Annotated in this window: 15 protein-coding genes and 1 tRNA gene; 3 read left to right on the plus strand and 13 right to left on the minus strand. The window is 66.8% G+C overall.

All coding sequences use genetic code 11. The annotated features are described in order from the left end of the window. Positions 1-4: 4 nt before the first annotated feature. Complete coding sequence (typA, locus tag ACFTR6_RS02140) at positions 5-1,933, minus strand: translational GTPase TypA (RefSeq protein ID WP_076801508.1); 1,929 nt, start codon at positions 1,931-1,933, stop codon at positions 5-7. A gap of 272 nt (positions 1,934-2,205) precedes the next feature. On the opposite strand from typA, the gene ACFTR6_RS02145 reads away from it, so the two are divergent. Continuing rightward, positions 2,206-3,057, plus strand: a complete 852-nt coding sequence (locus ACFTR6_RS02145) for an SGNH/GDSL hydrolase family protein (RefSeq protein WP_377956699.1) — start codon at positions 2,206-2,208, stop codon at positions 3,055-3,057. Between the two features lie 118 nt (positions 3,058-3,175). Here ACFTR6_RS02145 and ACFTR6_RS02150 read toward each other — a convergent pair whose 3' ends face one another. Next, complete coding sequence (locus ACFTR6_RS02150; protein ID WP_377956700.1) at positions 3,176-5,050, minus strand: ABC transporter ATP-binding protein; 1,875 nt, start codon at positions 5,048-5,050, stop codon at positions 3,176-3,178. A gap of 79 nt (positions 5,051-5,129) precedes the next feature. Here ACFTR6_RS02150 and ACFTR6_RS02155 point away from each other — a divergent pair, with 79 nt between their 5' ends. Next, on the plus strand, positions 5,130-5,759 hold the full coding sequence (locus ACFTR6_RS02155) for a PH domain-containing protein (RefSeq protein ID WP_377956701.1): 630 nt from the start codon (positions 5,130-5,132) through the stop codon (positions 5,757-5,759). A gap of 43 nt (positions 5,760-5,802) precedes the next feature. Here ACFTR6_RS02155 and ACFTR6_RS02160 read toward each other — a convergent pair whose 3' ends face one another. The 6 genes from ACFTR6_RS02160 to ACFTR6_RS02185 form a co-directional block, all read right to left on the minus strand. After that, on the minus strand, positions 5,803-6,936 hold the full coding sequence (locus ACFTR6_RS02160) for an ABC transporter permease (protein WP_377956702.1): 1,134 nt from the start codon (positions 6,934-6,936) through the stop codon (positions 5,803-5,805). Beyond that, complete coding sequence (locus ACFTR6_RS02165) at positions 6,933-8,474, minus strand: ABC transporter permease (protein WP_076801501.1); 1,542 nt, start codon at positions 8,472-8,474, stop codon at positions 6,933-6,935. The genes ACFTR6_RS02160 and ACFTR6_RS02165 overlap by 4 nt, the downstream gene beginning before the upstream one ends. A 177-nt stretch (positions 8,475-8,651) precedes the next feature. Beyond that, entirely contained in the window at positions 8,652-10,430 is a 1,779-nt protein-coding gene (locus ACFTR6_RS02170) for an ABC transporter family substrate-binding protein (RefSeq protein ID WP_076801499.1), read from the minus strand. A gap of 356 nt (positions 10,431-10,786) precedes the next feature. Further along, complete coding sequence (gene selB, locus ACFTR6_RS02175; protein WP_377956703.1) at positions 10,787-12,574, minus strand: selenocysteine-specific translation elongation factor; 1,788 nt, start codon at positions 12,572-12,574, stop codon at positions 10,787-10,789. A gap of 2 nt (positions 12,575-12,576) precedes the next feature. Then, positions 12,577-13,908, minus strand: coding sequence for an L-seryl-tRNA(Sec) selenium transferase (selA, locus tag ACFTR6_RS02180; RefSeq protein ID WP_377956704.1), 1,332 nt, complete (start codon positions 13,906-13,908; stop codon positions 12,577-12,579). A 34-nt stretch (positions 13,909-13,942) separates the two neighbouring features. Beyond that, positions 13,943-14,037 (minus strand) — tRNA-Sec (locus ACFTR6_RS02185). A gap of 100 nt (positions 14,038-14,137) precedes the next feature. Here ACFTR6_RS02185 and selD point away from each other — a divergent pair. Then, complete coding sequence (selD, locus tag ACFTR6_RS02190; protein ID WP_377956705.1) at positions 14,138-15,151, plus strand: selenide, water dikinase SelD; 1,014 nt, start codon at positions 14,138-14,140, stop codon at positions 15,149-15,151. Between the two features lie 4 nt (positions 15,152-15,155). Here the strand turns inward: selD and nrfD are convergent, their stop codons facing one another. The 5 genes from nrfD to ychF form a co-directional block, all read right to left on the minus strand. Continuing rightward, complete coding sequence (gene nrfD, locus ACFTR6_RS02195) at positions 15,156-16,238, minus strand: NrfD/PsrC family molybdoenzyme membrane anchor subunit (protein ID WP_076801492.1); 1,083 nt, start codon at positions 16,236-16,238, stop codon at positions 15,156-15,158. Continuing rightward, positions 16,235-17,230: a 4Fe-4S dicluster domain-containing protein gene (locus ACFTR6_RS02200; RefSeq protein WP_377956706.1), complete on the minus strand. Its 996-nt coding sequence runs from the start codon at positions 17,228-17,230 to the stop codon at positions 16,235-16,237. Before ACFTR6_RS02200 ends, nrfD begins: the two co-directional genes overlap by 4 nt. Beyond that, positions 17,231-20,530: a formate dehydrogenase gene (fdh, locus tag ACFTR6_RS02205; protein ID WP_377956707.1), complete on the minus strand. Its 3,300-nt coding sequence runs from the start codon at positions 20,528-20,530 to the stop codon at positions 17,231-17,233. A gap of 175 nt (positions 20,531-20,705) precedes the next feature. Next, entirely contained in the window at positions 20,706-21,230 is a 525-nt protein-coding gene (locus tag ACFTR6_RS02210; protein WP_377956708.1) for a hypothetical protein, read from the minus strand. Positions 21,231-21,313: 83 nt separating this feature from the next. Beyond that, positions 21,314-22,399, minus strand: a complete 1,086-nt coding sequence (gene ychF, locus ACFTR6_RS02215; RefSeq protein ID WP_087874381.1) for a redox-regulated ATPase YchF — start codon at positions 22,397-22,399, stop codon at positions 21,314-21,316. Positions 22,400-22,453 lie beyond the last annotated feature (54 nt).

Raw genomic sequence — 22,453 nt, forward strand, 5'->3', positions numbered from 1 at the left:
ACCGTTACGCCTTCGCGCGGGCGCGGTTGGCCTTGGCCCGCTCGTTCGAGTCCAGGATCACCTTGCGGATGCGGATGTCGTCCGGCGTGACCTCGACGCACTCGTCCTCGCGGGCGAATTCGAGGGACTCCTCGAGGGTCAGTTCCCGCGGCGGGGTCAGGTTCTCGAAGCTGTCGGAGGAAGCTGCACGCATGTTGGTGAGCTTCTTTTCCTTGGTGATGTTCACGTCCATGTCGTCGGCGCGGGAGTTCTCGCCCACGATCATGCCTTCGTAGACCTCCGAGGTCGGCTTGACGAAGAAGGAGCCGCGTTCCTGCAGGTTGATCATGGCGAACGGGGTCACCACGCCGGCGCGGTCGGCCACCATGGAACCGTTGGTGCGGTATTCGATCGGGCCTGCCCAGGGCTCGTAGCCCTCGGAGATCGACGCCGCGATGCCGGCGCCGCGGGTGTCCGTCAGGAACTTGGTACGGAAGCCGATCAGGCCGCGGGCGGGAACAATGAATTCCATCCGGACCCAGCCCGTGCCGTGGTTGGCCATGTTGGTCATGCGGCCCTTGCGGGCGGCCATCAGCTGGGTGACGGCGCCGAGGTATTCTTCGGGCACGTCGATGGTCATGTGCTCCATCGGCTCGTGCACCTTGCCGTCGATGGTCTTGGTCACAACCTGCGGCTTGCCCACGGTGAGTTCGAAGCCTTCACGGCGCATCTGCTCCACGAGGATGGCCAGCGCGAGCTCGCCACGGCCCTGGACTTCCCAGGCATCCGGACGCTCGGTGGGCAGCACCTTGATGGAGACGTTACCGATCAGTTCCTTGTCCAGGCGGTCCTTCACCTGGCGGGCAGTCACCTTGGCACCCTTGACCTTGCCGGCGAGCGGCGAGGTGTTGATACCGATGGTCATGGAGATTGCGGGATCATCCACGGTGATGAGCGGCAGCGGCTGCGGGTTTTCGACGTCGGTCAGGGTCTCACCGATGGTGATGTCCTCGATGCCGGCGACGGCGACGATCTCGCCGGGGCCGGCGGACTCGGCGGGAACGCGCTCAAGGGCCTTGGTGGCCAGGAGCTCGGTGATCTTCACAGTCTTCAGCTCGCCGTTCTGGCGGGCCCAGGCCACCTGCTGGCCCTTGCGCAGGGTGCCGTTGTAGACGCGCAGCAGGGCGAGGCGGCCAAGGAACGGCGAGGCGTCCAGGTTGGTCACGTGGGCCTGCAGCACGCCCTCGGGGTTGTAGGTCGGGGCGGGGATGTGCTCGATGATGGTCTTGAACAGCGGCTCAAGGTCCTCGTTCTCCGGGGCGGCGCCGTCGGCCGGCTGCTCCAGGGACGCACGGCCAACCTTGGCGGCGGCGTACACGACCGGAACGTTGAGGATTTCGTCCAGGTCGAGGTCCGGCACCTCGTCCGCGAGGTCCGATGCCAGGCCGAGCAGGAGGTCCATCGACTCGTGGACAACCTCTTCGATGCGGGCGTCAGGGCGGTCCGTCTTGTTCACCAGCAGGACGACCGGCAGGTGCGCGGCCAGGGCCTTGCGCAGAACGAAGCGGGTCTGCGGCAGCGGGCCCTCGGAGGCGTCCACGAGCAGGACGACGCCGTCCACCATGGACAGGCCGCGCTCCACCTCGCCGCCGAAGTCGGCGTGGCCGGGGGTGTCGATGACGTTGATGGTGATGGTCTCACCGTTGGAGGAGGGGCCGTTGTACGCAACGGTGGTGTTCTTCGCCAGGATGGTGATGCCCTTTTCGCGCTCCAGGTCACCGGAGTCCATGACGCGGTCCTCGACCTCTCCGTGCGAGGCGAAGGAGTTGGTCTGCTTGAGCATGGCGTCCACAAGGGTGGTCTTGCCGTGGTCAACGTGGGCCACAATCGCGACGTTGCGCAGGTCACTGCGGGATGCAATGTTTGCGGCAGTTTGGGTGGTGGTTTCAGACATGCGTGATGGCTCGATTCAGTGGTGAAGTCAGCTGTTGTATCGCGCCATTTCCTACCGGAACGCACGACGGATCAGACCCTTAACACAGGGCACCTACTGCCAGTCTAAACGCTGTGCCATTTATTGGCCTAAATCACGGACCCTCCCCCGCCTGCGGACCCGTTACCAAATCGTGAATCCCGCAGGCGGCCCCGTGAGCAAAATCACTGGATTTTCCGTAACTGATCCACCACTATTGCTAGACCACTTACGAACAGGCCAGGAGTCCACGGATGTTTCAAGCCTCGACGCGGGCCCTCCTGATTGGTCCGGTCATTGCCGCCAGCGTATTTTTGGCGGGCTGCGGCGCAGCACAGGAACCGGCGTCCGACGCCGGAACGGCAGCCCCGGCGGCTGCGGGTGCCGCCGCGCCGGTGGCCGCCCCGGGTGAAGCCGTTGCTGCCGGCTCCGCCGTCGTGAGCGACCTGGGGGCCGCCGTCGACCCCGCCACCCTTCCTGCCGGTGCCCTCTACCGCAACCCGGTTAACGGGCGGGACGAGGTGATCGTGGGCAACATCGCCACCACCGCGCTGCTGATCGGCGATTCGCAGTCCGAACCGCAGGGCAGCTGGCCGCGCCGGGCCCTGGCCGGGCTGGGCTATGAAGTGTTCTTCTGCGGCAAGGGCGGCACCGGCTTCGTCGCCTCCAACGGCAGTACCGGAAACTACGTGGATGCCCTGCAGCGCGGCCACTGGCATCTCCCCTACGGCTTCCCGCCGCTGGTGCTTATCGAGGGCGGCGGCAACGACGCCAAGCAGGGCGCCAGCGACGAACAGATCTCAGCCAACGCTGACCGGCTCATTACGACCATCAAGCAGCGGTACCCCGGCGCGAAGCTGGCAATGGTGGGAACGCTGGGCAAGGGCGCGGAGCACGGCGGCGTCCGGCGCGCCGAGGTGGACGCCCTGCTGGGCACCGTCGCCGCGGACCACGGGATTCCCTTCGTCAGCGTCGGCGACTGGCTCAGCCGGTACGGGCTGGAGGCGCAGCTCAAGGACAGCGTCCACATGAACAACGACGGCCACCGCGCCCTGGGGGTGCTGTTGGGTGACAGGCTCGCGAAGCTGGGGCTGGCCCTGTCCTAGGTGTCTGGCCCTGTCCTCGGTGTACTGCCCAGGCCTGCCAGGTGTACTTACCAGACGCAAAGCGAGCCGGCGCCGCCTCTTGGCGGCACCGGCTCGCTTGCTGTTGCCTTACAACCGGCTACTCCGTTCCGGTGGCCAGTAGCTGGGCGCGGAGTTCGCGGCGTTCGCGCTGCTTTTCCGGGTCCGGCAGCGGCACGGCCGCGAGCAGCCGCTGCGTGTAGGCCTCCTGCGGGTTGCGCAGGATCTGGTCGCGGGAGCCCTGCTCCACGATTCGGCCGCGCTGCATGACGCAGATCCGGTCCGCCAGCACGTCCACCACAGCGAGGTCGTGGGTAACGAAGAGGCAGGCAAAACCCAGCTCGCGCTGGAGGTTTTGGAACAGCTCCAGGACCTTGGCCTGAACCGACACGTCCAGCGCGGATGTGGGCTCGTCCGCCACCATCAGCTTCGGCTTCAGCGACAGTGCGCGGGCAATGCCGACGCGCTGCTTCTGCCCGCCGGACAGTTCATGCGGATACCTGTTCCGGTAGTTGCGGGGCAGTTCCACCTGGTCCAGCAGGGCCTCGATGCGCTTCTGCAGGTCGGCGCCCTTGGCCACGCCGGCCAGGTACATCGGCTCGCCGATGCTTTCGCCGATGGGCAGGCGCGGGTTCAGGGATGAAGACGGGTCCTGGAACACCATGCCGATGTGCCGCCGCACGTGGTGCAGCTGCTTGCCGTTCTTCTTCGCGGCCGAGATGTCCTGCCCCACCACGCGCATCGTTCCGGCCGCGACCGGCAGCAGCCCGACGGCGGCACGCCCGATGGTCGTCTTGCCCGAACCCGACTCCCCCACCAGGCCCACCACCTGTCCGGGATGGATGGTCAGGTTGGCACCCTCCACGGCGCGGAAGGCCGGCACGCGCCCCTGTTTCGGGTAATCGATGGCGACGTCGGTCAGGTCCAGGACCGGTTCGCCCACGGGTCCCCTGGATTCGGCGGCCGCCAGGGCAGCCGCGTTCTCCCGCTCGCGGCGGACCAGTTCCTCGTGGTCCACCGACTCGAGCTCGGCGTGCGTGGCCGCTGCCAGCGCTGCCGTCACATCGACGTCGGGCTCGGCCTCGGTTCCGCCCTGTCCGAGGTGCGGCACGGCGGCGAGCAGCGCCTGCGTGTACGGATGCTGCGGGTTGTGGAAGATCTGTTCGGCGGTGCCCGTCTCCACGATCAGGCCCTTGCGCATGACGGCGATCCGGTCGGCCAGGTCAGCCACGACGCCCATGTCATGGGTGATCAGGACGATGGCGCTGTCCAGCTTGTTGCGCAGGTTCCTCATCAGGTCCAGGATTTCCGCTTGCACCGTCACGTCCAGGGCCGTCGTGGGCTCGTCGGCGATCAGCAGTCTGGGATCACAGGACAGGGACTGGGCGATCATGGCACGCTGCCGCTGGCCGCCGGAGAGCTGGTGCGGGTAGGACTTGAACGCCTTCTCCGGATCCGGCAGCTCCACGAGCTCCAGCATCCGCAGCGCGCGCTCCTTGGCCTGCTCCGGCGAGACCTCGTTGTGGAGCCGCACCGTCTCCACGATCTGGGCGCCCACAGTGTAGACCGGGTTGAGCGCGGTCATGGGCTCCTGGAAGATGACGGCCACGTCCTTGCCGCGGACGCTGCGGATGTTGGCCGCGTCCGCGCCCAGCAGCTCCTTGCCGGAGAGCCTGACGCTCCCGGACACCCTGCTGTTGCTGGGCAGCAGGCCCAGCAGTGCCATGGAACTGGCGCTCTTGCCGGAACCGGATTCGCCGACGATGGCCAGGACTTCACCGGCCCGCACCTCATAGTTAAGCCCGACGGCGGCCGGCACCCACTTTTTCTCCACGCCGAAGTCGACGCTGAGGTCGCGCACCTCGAGGACGACGGCGCCCTTCCCGGCGGCCTTCCGCTGTCCGCCCCCGGGTTCGATGGGATCGCGCTCCAGCGGGTCCGACGCCGGGCGGTCAGGGCTGATGTAGTCAGTCATGCTGGGGTTGTCCTTCCACCCGTGCCAGCGGAGCAGCTGAGATTAGTGCTGCGGCCGGGAATACTGAATTATTGGGGGCATGAGCACTGTGCCGCACGCCGGAAACGCCGCAATCTTCAAGGCGCGCACCAACAAATGGTTTGCCGGATTTTCCTGGTTCGTGGCAGCCGCCGGGCTGGCCGGCCTGGTGGTTGCGGGCGGGCCCGGTGCCCTGTCCGGTGTTTGGCCGCTGCTTCTCATCGCCTATCTGGGCTGGCTGCTCTTCTGGCGCCCCGCGGTGGTCATCCACGATGCGGGCGTCACCATCGAGAACCCGTTCCGCGCCATCACGGTACCGTGGCCCGCGCTGGTGCAGGTGGATACCCGCTACGCGCTGACCCTCATCACGCCCGGCCGAAGCTATGGCGCGTGGGCTGCTCCCGCGCCCGGCATCTGGGGCGGCCGCAACGCCCGTCCGGAGGATCTCCGCGGACTGCCGGGCAGCACGTACGGTCCGGGGAACTCCGTGCGGCCCGGCGACCTGAAGACCACTGACTCCGGCCAGGCCGCGCAGCTGGTGCGTGCCCGCTGGGAGCAGCTGGTCGAGGCCGGGCTTGTCGATGCCGGAGCTGCGGAGACCACCCCGGTCACCGTGAAATTCCGCTGGCTGGAGGCAGCAGCTGCGCTGCTGCTTCTCGGGCTGAGTTACTGGAGCATGGCCGTCCTGTAGGAGCCCGGTGCGCTGCACCGGACCGTGGCTTCGCGGCAGCATGTCAGGCTCCCCTGTCCCCGCCGGCGGCCCGGCGGTCCTCAGCCGTGGTGTCCAGGGCCGCCACCGGCGTCGCTTCCGGGACGGCTGCAGCGGAGTCCTTGGCCTTCTTGGCGTTGAATTTCTTCTGCCGCGGATCGAAGGCGTCCCGCAGGCCGTCACCGATGAAGTTGATGCTGAGGCAGATGAGGACGATGAACAGGCCCGGGAACCAGAACAGCCAGGGGCGGGTGGCGAAGGCTTCCTGGTTCTGGGAGATGAGCAGGCCGAGTGAGGTGTCCGGGGACTTGACGCCGACGCCCAGGTAGCTCAGGGCCGTTTCGGTCAGGATCGCCGCCGACATCGTCAGCGTGACATTGACAATCAGCACGCCCACCGCGTTAGGCAGGATGTGCTTGAAAATGATCCGTGCGTTGCTCGCCCCGGAAATGCGTGCCGCGTCCACGAATTCGCGTTCCCGGAGGGTCAGGAACTCGCCGCGCATCAGCCTCGCCAGGCCCACCCAGCTGATCAGTCCCAGGAAGATGCCGAGGGCGAGGACTCCGTTGCTGCTGGCGAAGGCTGCGAACCAGCTTCCTTCGTCTCGCCGGCCGGCCAGCTGGGCCATGACGGCGGCGAGGAGCAGGGCCGGGACAATAATGATGACGTCGGTGAGCCGCATCAGGACCGCTTCCATCCAGCCCCGGAAGTAGCCGGACAGTGCCCCGACCACCACGCCGATCAGGCCTGCGATCAGTCCGATGACCACCATGATGGTGATGGACTGCTGGGCGCCGCGCATGGTCATGGCGAACAGGTCGCGTCCGATCCGGTCCTGGCCGAAGGGGTGCTCACCCCAGGCCAGTGGCCAGAGCGACGCGGTGGGGGCTCCGTTGTTGGCCAGCGGCGAGACGGCTTCGTGGGTGTACTTCCACCACCCCGGGATTCCGGCGTAGCCCACGGAGGTGAAGGCCATGACGAAGATGATGGCGAAGACGACCAGGCCGACGATGGCGCCGGAATGGCCAAGGAAGCGCTTGCGGACAATCTGGCCCTGGCTCAGGCCCCGGGCTTCGGTGACAGGCTCGACTCCGGCGGCTTCCTGCCGCAGGCCGGCCTGCTCTGCCATGATTTCATCCTGCTGGCTGGGCTGGCTCATGCTTTCACCCTTACTCGTGGATCCAGTGCGGAGTAGGCGAGGTCCGCGATGAGGTTGAACGCCATGGCCGTGATGGCAACACAGATGAACACGCCCATGACGGGGTTCGGGTCGACGTGCTGGATGCCGTCGAGGAACAGGAACCCCATGCCCCGGACGGAAAACACCGTCTCGGTGATGACGGCGCCGCCGATCAGGCCGCCGATGTCGAACGCCACGATTGTGGCCACCGGAATCAGGGCGTTCCGGAACGCGTGGCGCATGACGACGGTCCGCTCGGAAAGCCCCTTGGCCCGCGCCGTGCGGATGTAGTCCATGTTCATGATCTCCAGCATGGAGGCACGGGTGAACCGCGTGTAGCCCGCCAGGGAGATGAGGATGAGGGCCGTGGTGGGGAGGATGAGGTGGGTAAAGGAATCGATGCCGAGGATCCAGAAATCGCCTTCGATGTTCGGGGTGCCGGCGCCGATGGTGGCGATGGGCCGTCCGCGGACCCTGCTGTTGTTGAAGTACGCGGGCCATGCCTGCATGAAACGGTCCAGCAGGATGAGGAAGCCCACGAGGAATGACGTGATGGCGGCCGCGCGCATGGACTGGCCGCGGTCGTAGCCGCCCATGAAATAGCCGATGGCCATGCCGGCCAGAACCGCCGCGATGCCCAGCAGGACGATCATCAGGAACGTGGCCTGGTTCAGCAGCGGCTGGATGACAAAGTAGAGAACCACTCCGGCGCCCACGGCAATGAGGGCAGACTGCAGGGCTTTGCGGTTCCGCAGGCCTGCGGTCAGCAGGGTGACGGCGAAGGCTATGCCCACCCCGGCGATGGCGATGACCACGGGCCCCAGGCCCGGCGTCTTGAACCACTGGGTCACCGAGAAGTAGATGAGGACGGCAGCGACGACGGCGAACACGACGCCGCCGGTCAGCGCCCGGCGCCGCGCATCGCCGCCGGCCACGACCACGGCCACAGCGCCGAGGACGGCACCGGTGCCGAGGGAGACGGGCAGGGGGATCTCCGGGTTTCGGAGGAAGTTGTTGAAGCCGATGGCGCCGAATTCCTTAAGCAGGACGGCGACCCAGAAGATCGGGAGGGAAAAGAAGAGGAAGGCCATGAAGGTCACGCCGTAGTCCAGCGTGCTGTACTGGCGCAGGGCAGTGATGATGCCCAGCGTGATGCCCACGAGGATGGCCAGGATCGTGGCCCCGGTGACCAGTGTCAGTGTCTGGATGAGTGCATGGCCCAGGGCGTCCGTGATGGGCTGCCCGGCGATGTTCTTGCCAAGATCACAGGAGCCGGCGAAGGGCACGAGGCACTGGGCCGCCCCGCCGAGCCACTTGAAGTAGCGCACGGGCGCGGGTGTGTCGAGGTCCAGCAGCGCGGACCGCGAGTCCATGAGCTGCTGCTTGTTGGGTGCGCTGCTGGCGCGGAACTCTGCAAGCGGATCGCCCGATGCTGCGGTCAGCAGATACACCAGGAACGAAGCGCCCAAAAGGATGAGTGCGGCGGTGACTAGCCGCCGGACTATGTAGGTCACCATTGTGATAGAACCTCAGGATTCGGGCCCAGGGATTGCCCGGGCCGGTCGCAGGGTTGGCCGTGCCGACTGTTTGTGCTGCCAACACAGGCACTGCCGGGAAATGGCGCTGCAAGGCGCCGGGACCGTGGTGCATGGTCCCGGCGCCTCAACTAGCTTGTGCTGCTTCGTAGCGCGGGCTTACTTTTCGGCCCACTCCCAGAAGTTCCACCACACGCCCGTCTGGTTCGGCATGAACTTCACGCCTGTGATGCGGTCGCTGTAGGCGTCAACACCGACGGACTGGAACAGCGGGAGTCCGTAGGCGGAATCCCAGATCTTCTTGTCGATCTGCTTGGTCAGCTCATCCTGCTTGCTGCGGTCCGTGGTCACAATCAGTTCGTCCATCAGCTTGTCGGCTTCAGGGTCGCTGAACTTGTTGAAGTTGGAGCCGTTGCCGGTGCGGAAGATCTGCGGCACGCCGGAGACGCCGACACCGGGGTTGATCCAGCCGAAGATCGTGGCGTCGTAGCCGCCCTTGCCCAGGGCCTTGCCCCAGTCAGAGGCGCCCAGTCCGCCGTCGACAATCTTGAAGCCGGCCTTGGTTGCCGACTCGCGGATCAGCGAGAACGCGTCCACGCGGTTGGGGTTGTCCTTGTTGTACATGATGCGGACCTCGGGGGTGGCACCGTTCAGGAGCTTCTTGGCGGCGTCAACATCGGCGTCCTGGTACTTCGAGGAGCCGTTCTCCTGCACGGACGTCTCGTAGGCCGGCTGCGCGGGAACGAACAGCTGCGAGTCCAGGGGCTTCGCCTCGGGGTCGAGCTTCTTGATGATCTTGTCCACGATGTCCTTGCGCGGAACCGTCAGCATGAATGCCTCGCGGACACTCTTTTCGGCGAAGGGGCCCGAGTAGTTCAGGTCGATGTGGTCGTAGGAGAGCTGGTTGCCCTGCTCCACCGTGACGCCCTGGCTCTCGAGTGCCTTGAGCTGTTCGAGGGTGTCCGCCGAAGCCTGCGGGGCGATGATGTCGGCCTCGCCGTTCTTAAGCGCCTGGACCTGGGCCGGGGAAGAACCGATGTAGCGGACGGTGATCTCATCCAGCTTGGGCTCGGGCCCCCAGTTGTAGTCCTTGTTGCGGACCATGGTCAGGGACTGGTCCTGGTTGATGCTCTGGACAACGAACGGGCCGTTGGAGAGGAACAGGCTCGGGTCGCTCGGCAGGGTCTTGGAGTCAAAGCCCGTGTTCCACATGTCGGACATGGCCTTGAGCTTGGCATCGGCGGCCTTGGGCGCCTTGGCGTCGCCGCGCGGCATGGCCTTAAGGTGGTCGATGAAAGCCTGGGTATCGGCCAGGCCGGCCTTCTTGGCCAGGACGTGCGCCGGGATGTCAATGCCGGGGCCGCCAAGTGCGATCTCCCAGTCCGCGAACGGCTTGGAGTACTTGATGGTCATGGAGCGGTTGTCGTCACCGATTTCGGGGAAATCGGTGAGCGCCAGGCCGGTGGGGTCACCGGCGTAGGAGAAGTAGGACGTTCCCGCCTTGCCCTCGGCATCGGCATCGTTGTAGTACCCGGAGAACGCTGCCCACTGCAGGAGCAGGTCCGCGGCGGTGACGGGAGTGCCGTCAGACCATTTAACGCCTTCGTTGATGGTGTATTTGACGGTCAGCGGATCGTCGGACGTCTTTTCCATCTTGCCGAACTTGTCGTTGTGCACGATGTTCAGCTGGTTGTCGATGTAGTAGAACCCGGAGTGTGTGGCGTAGCTGACCTTCGAGTTGATGTCAGTGTTGCCGTCGGCCGTGTTGGGGTTGAACGTGTTGAACGCGTTGACCTCAACTACAGTGGCTGTTCCCCCCTGCTTGCCGGCCGCATTGCTCGACGGGGTTGTCCCGCCATTCGTGCTCGCGCAGGCGCTGAGCGCCAGTGCAGCCGCGGCTGCAACGCCTACTGCTTTGGAAATACGACTGAATCGCATTCCGCCTCCTATGTTTCTTTGAGTGTGGAAAAGACCTTCGCTGTGGGCGCCGGCCAGACACGCTACATCCCCCCAGTGAGATGTGGCGAGTCTCACATGACAAGTAGCCTAGACCCGAACGCAGCGCACGCGGTCCGAAAGTTGTCCCTCAGTAAAGGTTGTTATCGAGATGCAACCAAGCTGTTGCCGTGCGAAAAGTCCGCACCGTTTTTCCTTGACGCCATGTTGCCCGGAGGGTAGAAGCATCAATCGCAGAAAAAGCCCCCAGCCAAAGGATCTGGGCTTTTTGCCGTTTAATACTCAATCACTGAGTAGGTCAGGCGGCGCGGGCGTCCGCCCGGCCCCGCGTCCAGTTTTCAGGCGACGGTGCGACGGGCCGCGTCCAGCCGCCGGGTCCACCCGCGGCTGTCGAGGTACTCCAGTAACGGGATCGCGACCCGCCGGGTGGTACCCAGCGCTTTCCTTGCCTCACTCGTGGTGAACGGCTGTGGCAGGGCTGCGAGCTCGCGCATGGCCAGGGCAGGTGCCCGTGGCAGCAGGACCACGCCCTCGCCGAGCCTCAGCAGGCGGCCGCTGCGCTCAGCTGCCGCCAGTTCGCGGGCGCCCAGGCCGAGGGCATTCAGCTCGTGGGCTTCGGGGGCCGCGAACGGCGCAATCTTCAGCCGGTTTTCCAGTGCAGCGATTCCGGCCTCGGCGGCGCCAAGGCCCGGGCGCTGCCCCGGGAGCGTGATGAAGCCCGCCCGTTGCTCGAGTCCCGCTTCCCGGACCACCGCTTCCAGCAGCACGCCGCCGGCCGGTCCGATCAGGTCCCGGGCAGCCCCGCTGGAAAGCCCTGCCGCCAATGGGTCCTGCTCGCCCAGTTGCTCGACGGCGCTGCGCAGCCGCCGCCGCCACGCGTCGAGGACCGGTTCGTGCACCCACCAGTCGCCGAAGGCCTTTACTCCGTCCGGTACCCGGGCCAGACCGGAAACACCCATGCGGCGCAGTTGTTCGACCCGGACCGCGCCCCGGCGGGCGACTTCCGTCAGCGCGTCCCCGCCCGGCGACATGGCGGCGAGGACATCAGCCCGCCGGCTGCTGTCGCCGCGGCGCTTGAGCGCGGGCGGTTCGACGTCGAGAATTTGCGCTCCGGCCAGGACCGACCTGCTTCCGGTGGCCCGCAGCACCAGACGGTCGCCCAGTTCGAGGGGAAGCCGGCGGTCGAGGGTCAGGCGGGCGTGGTCCGCATCGAACGGGCGCATCCTGGCCGGCACGGCAGCGGTGCCGATGTGGACGAGCAGTTGTCCTGGTGCGTCTGTGAAAGGGGCACCCGTGGTGCGCCGGACGTCAATGGCATCCACCACGGTCCAGCTGTCCCCGGTGAGGAGCACGTCACCGCGGTGGATGGCATCAGCGGACAGCCCGGACCGCAGGTTCACGGCGACACGGCTGCTGGGACCGATGGAGTCAGCGGCCTGGTTGCGGCTGTGCAGGGCGCGCACCGATACCGGCCGGGCGGCGTCATGGCCGAGAAGCAGCAAACGGTCGCCCTGGGCGAGCGTGCCGGCCGTCAGGGTTCCCGTTACGACCGTTCCGGCGCCACCGATGGTGAACGACCGGTCGATCCATAACCGGATGCGGGCGTCCGGCTCGGGTTCGGGCAGGGACATGAGCATGTCATCCAGTGCGCTGCGCAGTTCGCCAAGGCCGGTCCCGTGGACCGCGGACACGATGACGGCGGGCGCATCGCGCAGCCCGGTGCCCGCGAGCTCCGCCCGCACCCGCGCGAGTACCTCGTCCACGCCGCCCGGTGCACGGTCGCTGCGGGTCAGCACCACGATCCCGTGGCTGATCCCCAACGCCGCGATGGCATCGCGGTGGTCGCTGGACTGGGCCTGCCAGCCTTCATCAGCAGCGACGACGAAACACACGGCAGGCGCCGGCCCCAGCCCGGCCAGCATGTTGCCGAGGAACCGTTCATGCCCTGGGACGTCTACAAAGGCCACATCCTTGCCCGAGGCCAGCCTGGTCCATGCGAACCCCAGGTCGATCGTCAGTCCGCGGCGGCGCTCCTCCGCCCACCGGTCAGGCTCCATCCCTGTCAGCGCGCGCACCAGGGTGCTCTTGCCGTGATCGACATGCCCGGCGGTGGCCACCACGAACATCCTTAGTTACCTTCGGTTCCGAGCGGTTCGGCGGCATGCGCCAGAGCTGACTTCACAGCGCCGGCCAGCCGTTCGTCGTCGTCCTCCGGGATGCAGCGCAGATCCACCAGGCAGGCGCCGCTGTGGACCCGGGGCAGCACCGCGGGAGTGCCCGTACGCAGCCACCGGGCCGTGTTCTCCGGGAGCCGGACGGCCCAGCCGGGCAAGGGCACGCCCGGCGCTCCCCCGCCGCCGACCCTGCCGTCGTGCTCGATGACGGCGCCGCCCACAGCCTCCGCGAGCGCCTCCGTGCGCTCGCGGAGGCGCACCGGATCTGCGTGGAGGGCGGCAGTCACCGGCGGCGCCTCTCCGGAGAGGGTCGCTTCCAGCGCGGCCAGCGCCAGTTTGTCGGCCCGCAGGGCCCGGGCCAGCGGATGGCGCGCCAGCCTGGCAATGACTTCGGCGCGGCCCAGCAGAAGCCCCGCCTGCGGGCCGCCCAGGAGTTTGTCACCGCTGGCGATAACGACGTCGGCACCGGATGCCAGCGCACTGGCGATGTCGGGCTCCTCAGGCAGCACGGGATCCGGGGCGAGCAGGCCGCTGCCGAGATCCACCACCAAAGGGACCTGGTGTTCATCGGCCAAAGACCGGAGTTCGCTGACTCCAACGCCGGAGGTGAAGCCGCTGATCCGGAAATTGCTCGGATGGACCTTGAGCAGGCAGCCGGTCCGCTCTCCAATGGCGGACTCGTAATCGCGCAGGTGCGTGCGGTTGGTGGCGCCCACTTCCCGCAGGCGGGCACCGGTGGATTCGATCAGTTCGGGAAGCCTGAAGCCCGCGCCGATTTCGATGAGCTCCCCGCGGCTGATGATCACCTCTCCGGTGCCGGCCAGGACGGTGGTGGCCAGCAGCAGGGCGGCCGCCCCGTTGTTCACAGCCAGCGCATCCTCCGCAGCGGGACAGGCGCGCAGCAGTGCCTCACGCGCGCCGGTCCCGCGTTTGGAGCGAGTCCCGGACGGCAAGTCCATTTCGACGTCGACATAACCTGCCGCCGCGAGCAGAGCGGCCCGGGCGGACCCCGACAGCGGCGCGCGCCCCAGGTTCGTGTGCACGATGATGCCGGTGGCGTTGAGCACCGGCCGCAGGGAGGTGGCCTGGCGGGACGATACTGCGGCCAGGACCTCCGCTTCGACCTCCTCGGGCGCAAGCCCGCCGGAGCGCGCCAGGTCTTGAATCTCCTGGACGATGGAGCGGATCACATCATCCCCAAGGCGTCCCCGGGCACATTGAAGCTCCGGGTGCGCGAGCAGCCGGTCGGTGCGCGGAATAAATCTGCGCGGGTCGACTTTGCCCACGGTCCTCCTTTGGATCGCCTTCAGCTGCGGCAGTTGGCGGAGGCGGACGGGAATCGAACCCGCCAGACCGAGCTACTCGGTCTCACCGGTTTTGAAGACCGGGGAGCCCACCAGGACCCAGACGCCTCCAAAAAGGATGCTAACACCGGCCTGCCGTCCTAGCGTCGTCGTCGCCTCCCACTGCTCGCTTCGCTTCGCAGCGGGGCCCTCGGCTCCTAGACTGGGGGCCATGGACGGGATCATGGCCCTAGATCAGGAACAGTCCGGAGCGGTCCGGCTCACCGGCTATGCGCATGGCGGAGGGTGTGCCTGCAAGATTCCCCCCGGGGAACTCGAGGATGTGGTCCGTGGCCTGGCCGGCCAGACCCACCCGGACGTTCTGGTGGGGCTCGACGGCGGCGATGATGCCTCCGCTGTACTGGTTAGTGAGGACCTCGCGGTGCTCTCGACGGCGGATTTCTTCACGCCAGTGGTCGATGACGCCTACGACTGGGGCCGGATCGCGGCAGCGAACGCTCTCTCCGACATCTATGCCATGGGCGGGCGCCCGGTCAGCGCCATCAATCTCGTCGGCTGGCCGCGGGGAGTGCTGCCGATGGAGCTGCTGGCCGAGGTTCTGCGCGGCGGGCTGGCAGTTGCCGCCGAAGCTGGCTGCCCGGTGACGGGAGGACACTCAGTTGATGACCCGGAGCCCAAATACGGAATGGCGGTGACCGGCATCGCGGACCCCGGCAAGCTGCTTCGCAACGATGCCGCCCGGCCCGGGCTGCCGCTCACACTGACCAAACCGATCGGCCTGGGTTTCCTGAATAACCGGCATAAGCAAACCGGCGAGGTATTCGACGAGGCCGTCGCGACTATGGTGCAACTGAACCGGGAGGCCGCCGGGGCAGCGGTGCAGCGCGGCCTCCGGGCCGCGACGGATGTCACCGGTTTTGGCCTGCTGGGCCATCTCTACAAGATGTGCCGGGCCTCCGGCGTGGGCGCGGTCATCGACCAAAGCGCGGTGCCGCTGGTCTCCGGTGCCCGGGAAGCGCTGCGGGACGGTTTCGTCTCGGGCGGGACGCGGCGCAACCTGGACTGGGTCCGTCCCCATCTCCGGCCGGGGCCAGGAGTCTCCGAGGAGAACCTGCTGGTGCTCGCCGACGCCCAGACCTCCGGCGGCTTGCTCGTAGTGGGCGAACTCCCCGGGCACCCCGTCGTGGGCTACACGACCGGGGGCCCGGGCATCGAGGTGCGCTAGCGGCTCACTCGGCGGTCGTGATCGAATCGTGCACCACGCCTGCCCGCCGGCGGGCAGCGAGCCGGTTCTTCTGCGGTTCGACGGTGTAGCGGGGGTTCTCCGTGGAGCGGATACCGGCACGCAATATCCCGAACCGGGTCAGGGCCGAAGCGCCGAGCAGCGCCACCCCCGACACTGCCGCGGTGAGCCTGTGCCTGCCGCCGAGGAGAGCGCCGACGCCGCCGGCCACCGCCAGCCCCTCACTCCAGGCGAGCATCCGTCCCGGTCCGCCCAGGTGCAGGGGCTCCGCCGCGACCGGGTCCATGTTCTTCTCCATGACCCGGGTGGCGATCAAATCGCCGGCGACGCCGAGCACCGCCAGTGCCCGGGCCGGCCCGGCCTCTTTCACCGGGGTAGTGATCATGGCCAGGCCCGCCGCAGCGAGGCTTGCAGAACTGACGAAGACGAACGGTAAATCCTCCCGGGCGGCGTTCCAGGTGGGGTTCGCGGTATCCGACAGCAGGACGGCGGTGTAGACGGACAGCGGGGCCGCGAACACTGCGGCTTCCACCCCCGCCGGACCCTCAAGCCCCCGCAGCAGCCGGCGCAGCGGCCCGAGCGGCAGCCGCGAGCCGGTCATCCGGTCGATCTCGGAAACGGCTGACACTCCGACACCGGCGCTGAACGCCGTCAGAACCCACGAGCCCAGGCTCATCGGCGATGTGAGCTTGATCGTGCGGAGCATGTTGAGGAACCGCTCGGGGCGGCCCAGGTCCTCCACGAGCGCCACGGCGCCCAGCCCGACGGCGGCGAGCGCGGCCAGCCGGCTGTTGCGGCACAGCACCTGGTTGCCTGTCACCTGCCCGCCGACGCCCAGCAGAGCCGAGCCGCCGGCCACTCCCCCCAGGAAGAGGTACACGGCTATCGGGTCTCCCCACGGCGGCGGCTTGACGATCGGCCGGCCGTAATAGGAAGTGAACTCCGCCTCGGGGACCATCGGCTCTTCGCCGCGGCCGCCGCCTGTCCCGGCGCGGCGGCGCTTGCCATGGCCTTTGCGCCCGCGCGGCGGTTCTGGCGGGCGGTACTCGTCGAAGTCGGAGACCGTCAAGCGCGGCCTCCCACCAGGAAAGCCGCGGTGACGGCGGCCAGCATACCGGCGGCGGCAATGCCCGCCCGCTTGAACATGCGCGGCAGGTCCGCCGTGGGCACCCGGGGGTCCGGCGGCAGTCCGTACACCTCGGGTTCGTCCAGCAGCAGGAAGACGGACCCGGTGCCGCCGACGCCGTCGGAATCATTGGCTCCGTAGAGCCGCGCCTCCGTCAGCCCCTGCGCATGCAGTTCGGCCACCCGTTCCTTCGCGGTGGCCACCATGGTCTCGCGCTCGCCGTACTTGATCGACGTGGTGGGGCAGGTCTGGGCGCATGCGGGGGTCTGGCCGTCAACGATCCGGTCGTAGCACAGCGTGCACTTCTGGGCGACGCCGACGTTGCGTGTCGGGGCCTGTTCCCCGGGAGTGAAGTCGCGCTCGGTCTTCGTCCCTACCGTGCCGTTGCGGCGCCGCTCGATCACTCCGAACGGGCACCCTGCCACGCAGGTTCCGCAGCCGTTGCACACATCGTCCTGGACGACGACGGTTCCGTGCTCGGTACGGAACAGGGCACCAGTGGGACAGACGTCGAGGCACCCGGCGTTGGTGCAGTGCTTGCACACATCGGAGGACATCAGCCACCTGAAGTCGGGGGTGTCCGGGGGCGTGGTGTCCGTGCCGGCCAGAGCCGACGCCTTATGTTGCCCAGGTGGGCCGAAGCCGGGCATGCCAAGACTGACAAGGGCCCGGCCGGATTCGCGGGCACGCCCGATCTGCTCCCGGTCTTGCTCGATGAACGCGACGTGCCGCCATGTGTCCGCTCCGAGGGACCCGGTGTTGTCGTAGGAAGACTCAAGCAGCTCGTACTCCGAGTCGGAGGGGTTGCGGTTCCATTCCTTGCAGGCCACCTCGCAGGCCTTGCACCCGATGCAGATTGAGGTGTCGGTGAAGAAGCCCTTCCGGGGATGCCCGGTGTGCCTGACGTGATCCGGAGATTCGGTCAGCTGGTTCATTCAGTTCTCCTCCTTCGTCCCGTGGCCCGATGCCCGGCCGGGACCGGTAACTTTCTGGTTCCCGGTTTCCGGCGTCACCCCTGCACGGGTCTGGTATTCAGCGATCAGCGAGAGGAGCGCGGCGCCGCGCGGCCGCCGCCCCGGGACGATGTCGCAGGACCCGGCCTTGGATTCCTGGATCTGCACGTTCGGATCGAGGGTCACGCCGAGCAGGTCGTTGGCGGCGTCGCCGGAAACCACGGCGTCCTGCCCGACGCCCCAGTGGTAGGGCAATCCGATCTGGTGGAAAGTCCGCCCGCTCACAATCAGGGGTTTCACACGGTCTGTCACCAGCACCCTGGCCTCGATCGCCGAACGGGGCGAGATGATGGTGGCCCACCCGTAGGGCTCCAATCCCCGTTCGGCCGCCAGCGCCGGGGACACTTCGCAGAACATCTCCGGTTGGAGCTCGGCGAGGTAAGGCAGCCATCGACTCATCCCGCCGGCGGTGTGATGCTCGGTCAGGCGGTACGTGGTGAAGACGTACGGGTAGACCTCGGACCCGCGCTCGCCTGCACTGGGTGCGCTGAGGTTGTCCGCGCGCGGGAACGTCAGCCGGGCGGGGTTCTGCTGCTGCCGGTACAGCGGGTTGGCGATTGGGGACTCCTGGGGCTCGTAGTGCGTCGGCAGGGGCCCGTCCACCATGCCCTTCGGGGCAAACAGCCATGCCTTGCCGTCCGATTGCATGATGAACGCATCGTCGCCGGCAAGCGCCTCGGCACCGCCGGCGTCCGCATCCGGACGGGCCCCGGGTGCGCGGTCCACGGGGAAGTCCGGCACGTCCTCTCCGGTCCACCGGTTCTGCTCCGGGTCCCACCAGATGTACTTCTTACGTTCGCTCCACGGTTTGCCGTCGGGGTCCGCGGATGCACGGTTGTAGAGAGTCCTCCGGTTCGCGGGCCACACCCAGCCCCATTCGGGGGCCACCTGGCCCTGCTCCTGCGCCGGTTTCCGGTCGGCGGCATGGTTGATGCCGTCCGCGTAGACCCCGGTGTAGATCCAGCAACCGCCCGACGTCGAGCCGTCGGCGCGCATCTCCGTGTAGGAGGAGAGAGGCTTCCCGGCCTGCGGCCCGGTCAGGTGCATGCCGTTGATTTCCGCGAGCACCGCCTCGCCGTCGGGCTCGCCGTGTTCATCGACGGGATAGTCCCACGTCAGGTCCAGCAGGGGCCGGTCCCGCTCATCGGTCGAGTCCGCCAGCTTCGCGCGGATGCGCTTGCCCAGTTCATGGAAGAACTCGAGTTCGCTCTGGCAGTCGCCCGGCGGCTGGACAGCCTGATGGCGCCACTGGAGCATCCGCTGCGTCTGGGTGAAGGAACCGGATTTCTCCACGTGGGTGGCTGCCGGCATGAAGAAGACCTCGGTGGCTATGTCCTCGGTCTTGAGTTCGCCCGAGGCGATCTCCGGACCGTCCTTCCACCACGTAGCTGATTCGATCAGGCTCAGGTCCCGCACGACCAGCCATTTCAAGTGGGACATGCCCAGCCGCTGCATGCGGCCATGGGCCGACCCGACGGCTGGGTTCTGGCCGAAGAGGAAGTAGCCCTCGACGTCGCCGTCGAGCATGCTCATGACCGTCTCATACGTGCCATGTCCTCCGGTGATCCTGGGCAGATACTGGTAGCCCCATTCCGATTCCTCATTGGCTGCGTCGCCCCACCATGCCTTGAGCAGGCTGATGGTGTAGGTGTCGGCGGCGGCCCAGTATCCCTTCTGGCTCGGCGAGGAAATGCCCTCCAGGTATTGCTCCAGCGTCTCCATCGCGGCCTTGGGCATCGGGAGGTAGCCCGGCAGCAGGTTGAACAGGGTCGGGATGTCGGTGGACCCCTGGATGCTGGCATGGCCGCGCAACGCCATCACGCCCCCGCCGGGCCGTCCCACGTTGCCGAGCAGCAATTGCAGGATCGCCGCGGTCCGGATGAACTGGGCGCCCAGCGTGTGCTGCGTCCACCCGACGGCGTACGCGAAGCAGGTGGTCCGGTCCCTTCCGGAGTTCTCCGTGATGGCCCGGGCGAGGTAGTCGAAATCCTCGGGGGAAATGCCGCAGGCCTCACGGACCATCTCAGGGGTGTAGCGCGCATAGTGCCGCTTGAGGATCTGGAACACGCTCCGCGGGTGCTCCAGCGTGTAGTCATGTTCGAACCTGGGGTTTTCCAGCGTCGGGCCGCCACTGCCGTATTGGTGGCCGGCTGCCCGGGCCGAGGTATCCGCGCCGTGTTCGTGCCCGCCGCTTGATTCCGCACCCTCCTTGCGCTCATAGGCCCAGGAAGAGAGGTCGTACTGCCCGGTTTCGGGGTCGAATCCTGAGAACAGTCCGTCCAGGTCCTCAGTGTCTCGGAAGTCTTCACCCACCAACGTTGCCGCGTTGGTGTAGGCGAGCACATACTCCTTGAACCACAGCTCGTTGCTGATCACGTAGTTGATCAGGGCGCCAAGCAGCACGACGTCCGATCCGGCGCGGATGGGCACATGTTTGTCGGCCACGGCACTGGTGCGCGTGAACCGCGGGTCCACATGGATAACCTTCGCGCCCCGGGCTTTGGCCTCCGTCACCCACTGGTAGCCGACGGGGTGGCATTCGGCCATGTTCGAGCCCTGAATGACGATGCAGTCGGCGTTGGCCATGTCTTGGAGCGATTGTGTGGCGCCGCCCCGCCCAAATGAGGTTCCCAAACTGGGAACCGTGGCGGAGTGTCAAATGCGGGCCTGATTCTCCAGCTGGATGGCTCCGGCGGCAGTGAAGAGCTTCTTGATCAGGTAGTTCTCTTCATTGTCCAGAGTTGCCCCGCCGAGGCCTGCAATGCCCATGGTGCGGCGCAGTGGCCGCCCTTGGTCATCGTTCTGCTGCCACTTGTTCCGGCGTGCCTCGAGGAATCTGTCGGCAACCATTTCGATGGCGGTTTCCAGGTCCAGCTGCTGCCAGTCCTTGGCGTGGGGTGCCCGGTAGAGCACCTTTGTCTGCCTGCCTGGGGCGTTGACCAGCTGCTCACTGGCCGAGCCCTTGGGGCAGAGCCTCCCCCGGGAAATCGGTGAATCCGGATCGCCTTCAATCTGGACGACTTTCTCGTCCTTGACGAAGACACGCTGGCCGCATCCGACGGCGCAGTAGGGGCAGACGCTCTGGACCACCCGGTCCGCGGTCGAAGTCCGCGGCGTGATCCCGCGGGTCTTGGGCGACGTCACGGCTTCACCGCGGCCGAGTGGATCCCCGGACGCGAATTGCCGTACCACCGGCCATCCCAAGAAGCTGAACCGCGACATGGGCCCACCTTAGCCCATCCCCCTTCCCCGGCAATAGGGGCGGGCCGCGACTGGTACGGCTCGGATTGGTCGGTCCCCGCCTGCTCCGTCTATCGATGCCGGCACGGCCGAATGGCCGGACGAACCATGGTCCAACAGGTCCTGTTTCGGCCCCGACCTCGCTGCTGTACCGTGATCAGCCGATCATGTATGCGAATCCGCGCCCGTCCGAGGCCACAGCTTGGGCGAAGTCTCTGGCTCGATGGAAGAAATGAATGGCATAGGCCAACTCGGACTCCAGCGACTGACGAGATGAGCAGAACCTGCCGAGACCCGCTTCGATATCGTGGTCGCTGATCGTCTCAAGGTCCAGGGCGACCAGTTCGACCTCATGAGGCGGGAGTGCGCGGACCCACGGGCGCCATGCAAGGCCATCGTCGGTGAAAGTCACCTGCCCTTCGAACATTCGGTAGGCCGTCCTGGCCCTGTCACCCGCAGGGCACGGAGCAGTGACCCGTTGCAGGTACGACCATGCCTTGTCGAGGTAGAGAAGGTCGCGTTCCGGCAAGGATTGTCGGAAGTCTGTGACGCCCTGCCTGAAGCCCGGTTCGAGGCCCCACGCGTCCGCGAGCGGGTCTGCACCGACCACGGTGAGTGGGTCGGCGAGTGCCTTCCCAGTCTGATCGCTGTTGAACGCGTATGCGTAGTATCTGATTCCCATACGACGATTCTGAGGCGACAGCACGCCGTACACACCAGAATCCTGCCGTATGTGGATAACCCGAGGCCATTGGGCCACAGCTGTCAGACGTTGAAGCGGAACTCCACCACGTCGCCGTCAGCCATGACGTATTCCTTGCCTTCGATGCGGACCTTGCCGCGGGACTTTGCTTCTGCCATGGAACCGGCGTCGATGAGGTCCTCGAAGGAGACAATCTCCGCCTTGATGAAGCCACGCTGGAAGTCCGAGTGGATCACGCCGGCTGCCTGCGGTGCGGTGTCGCCCTGGCGGATGGTCCACGCACGGGCTTCCTTGGGTCCGGCCGTGAGGTAGGTCTGCAGGCCCAGCGTGTGGAATCCGACGCGGGCCAGCTGGTCCAGTCCGGATTCGTCCTGCCCGTTCATCTCGAGCATTTCACGCGCCTCCGCCTCGTCCAGCTCGACGAGGTCGGCCTCGAGCTTGGCGTCAAGGAAGATGCAGTCGGCTGGTGCAACCATGGCACGCAGCTCGGCCTGCTTCTCCTCGCTGCCGAGGATGCCTTCGTCCGCGTTGAAGACGTAGATGAAGGGCTTGGCCGTCAGAAGGCTGAGCTCTTTGAGGTGCTCCATCTCCAGCTTGTCGCTCTTGATGGAGGAGTAGATGGTGTCGCCACGCTCCAGCACCACCTGTGCGGCCTTGATGGCAGCGAGCTCGGCGGCCTCCCGTTTCTTGATCTTGACCTCTTTTTCGATCCGGGGAATGGCCTTCTCGATGGTCTGCAGATCGGCGAGGATCAGCTCGGTGTGAATGGTTTCCATATCCGAGCGGGGGTCGACCTTGCCGTCGACGTGGATGACGTCCGGGTCATCGAAGACGCGCACCACCTCGGCGATGGCTTCCGCTTCACGGATGTTGGCGAGGAACTGGTTCCCCAGGCCCTCCCCTTCGGAGGCGCCCTTGACGATGCCGGCGATGTCGACGAAGGAGACTGCCGCGGGCAGTACGCGCTGCGAGCCGAAGATCCCGGCCAGCTGCTGCAGCCTGGGGTCGGGCAGGTTCACGACGCCGACATTGGGTTCGATGGTTGCGAACGGATAGTTCGCGGCCAGGACCTGGTTGCGGGTCAGTGCGTTGAAAAGTGTTGATTTGCCGACATTAGGCAGTCCGACGATGCCAATAGTAAGAGCCACGGACATTTATTCTACCTGTTCGGCCCCTGCACCCCGTGCCGCCCTCCCCCGCCG

It is taken from the genome of Arthrobacter sp. NPDC057009 (assembly GCF_042673905.1).
Taxonomy (GTDB): domain Bacteria; phylum Actinomycetota; class Actinomycetes; order Actinomycetales; family Micrococcaceae; genus Arthrobacter.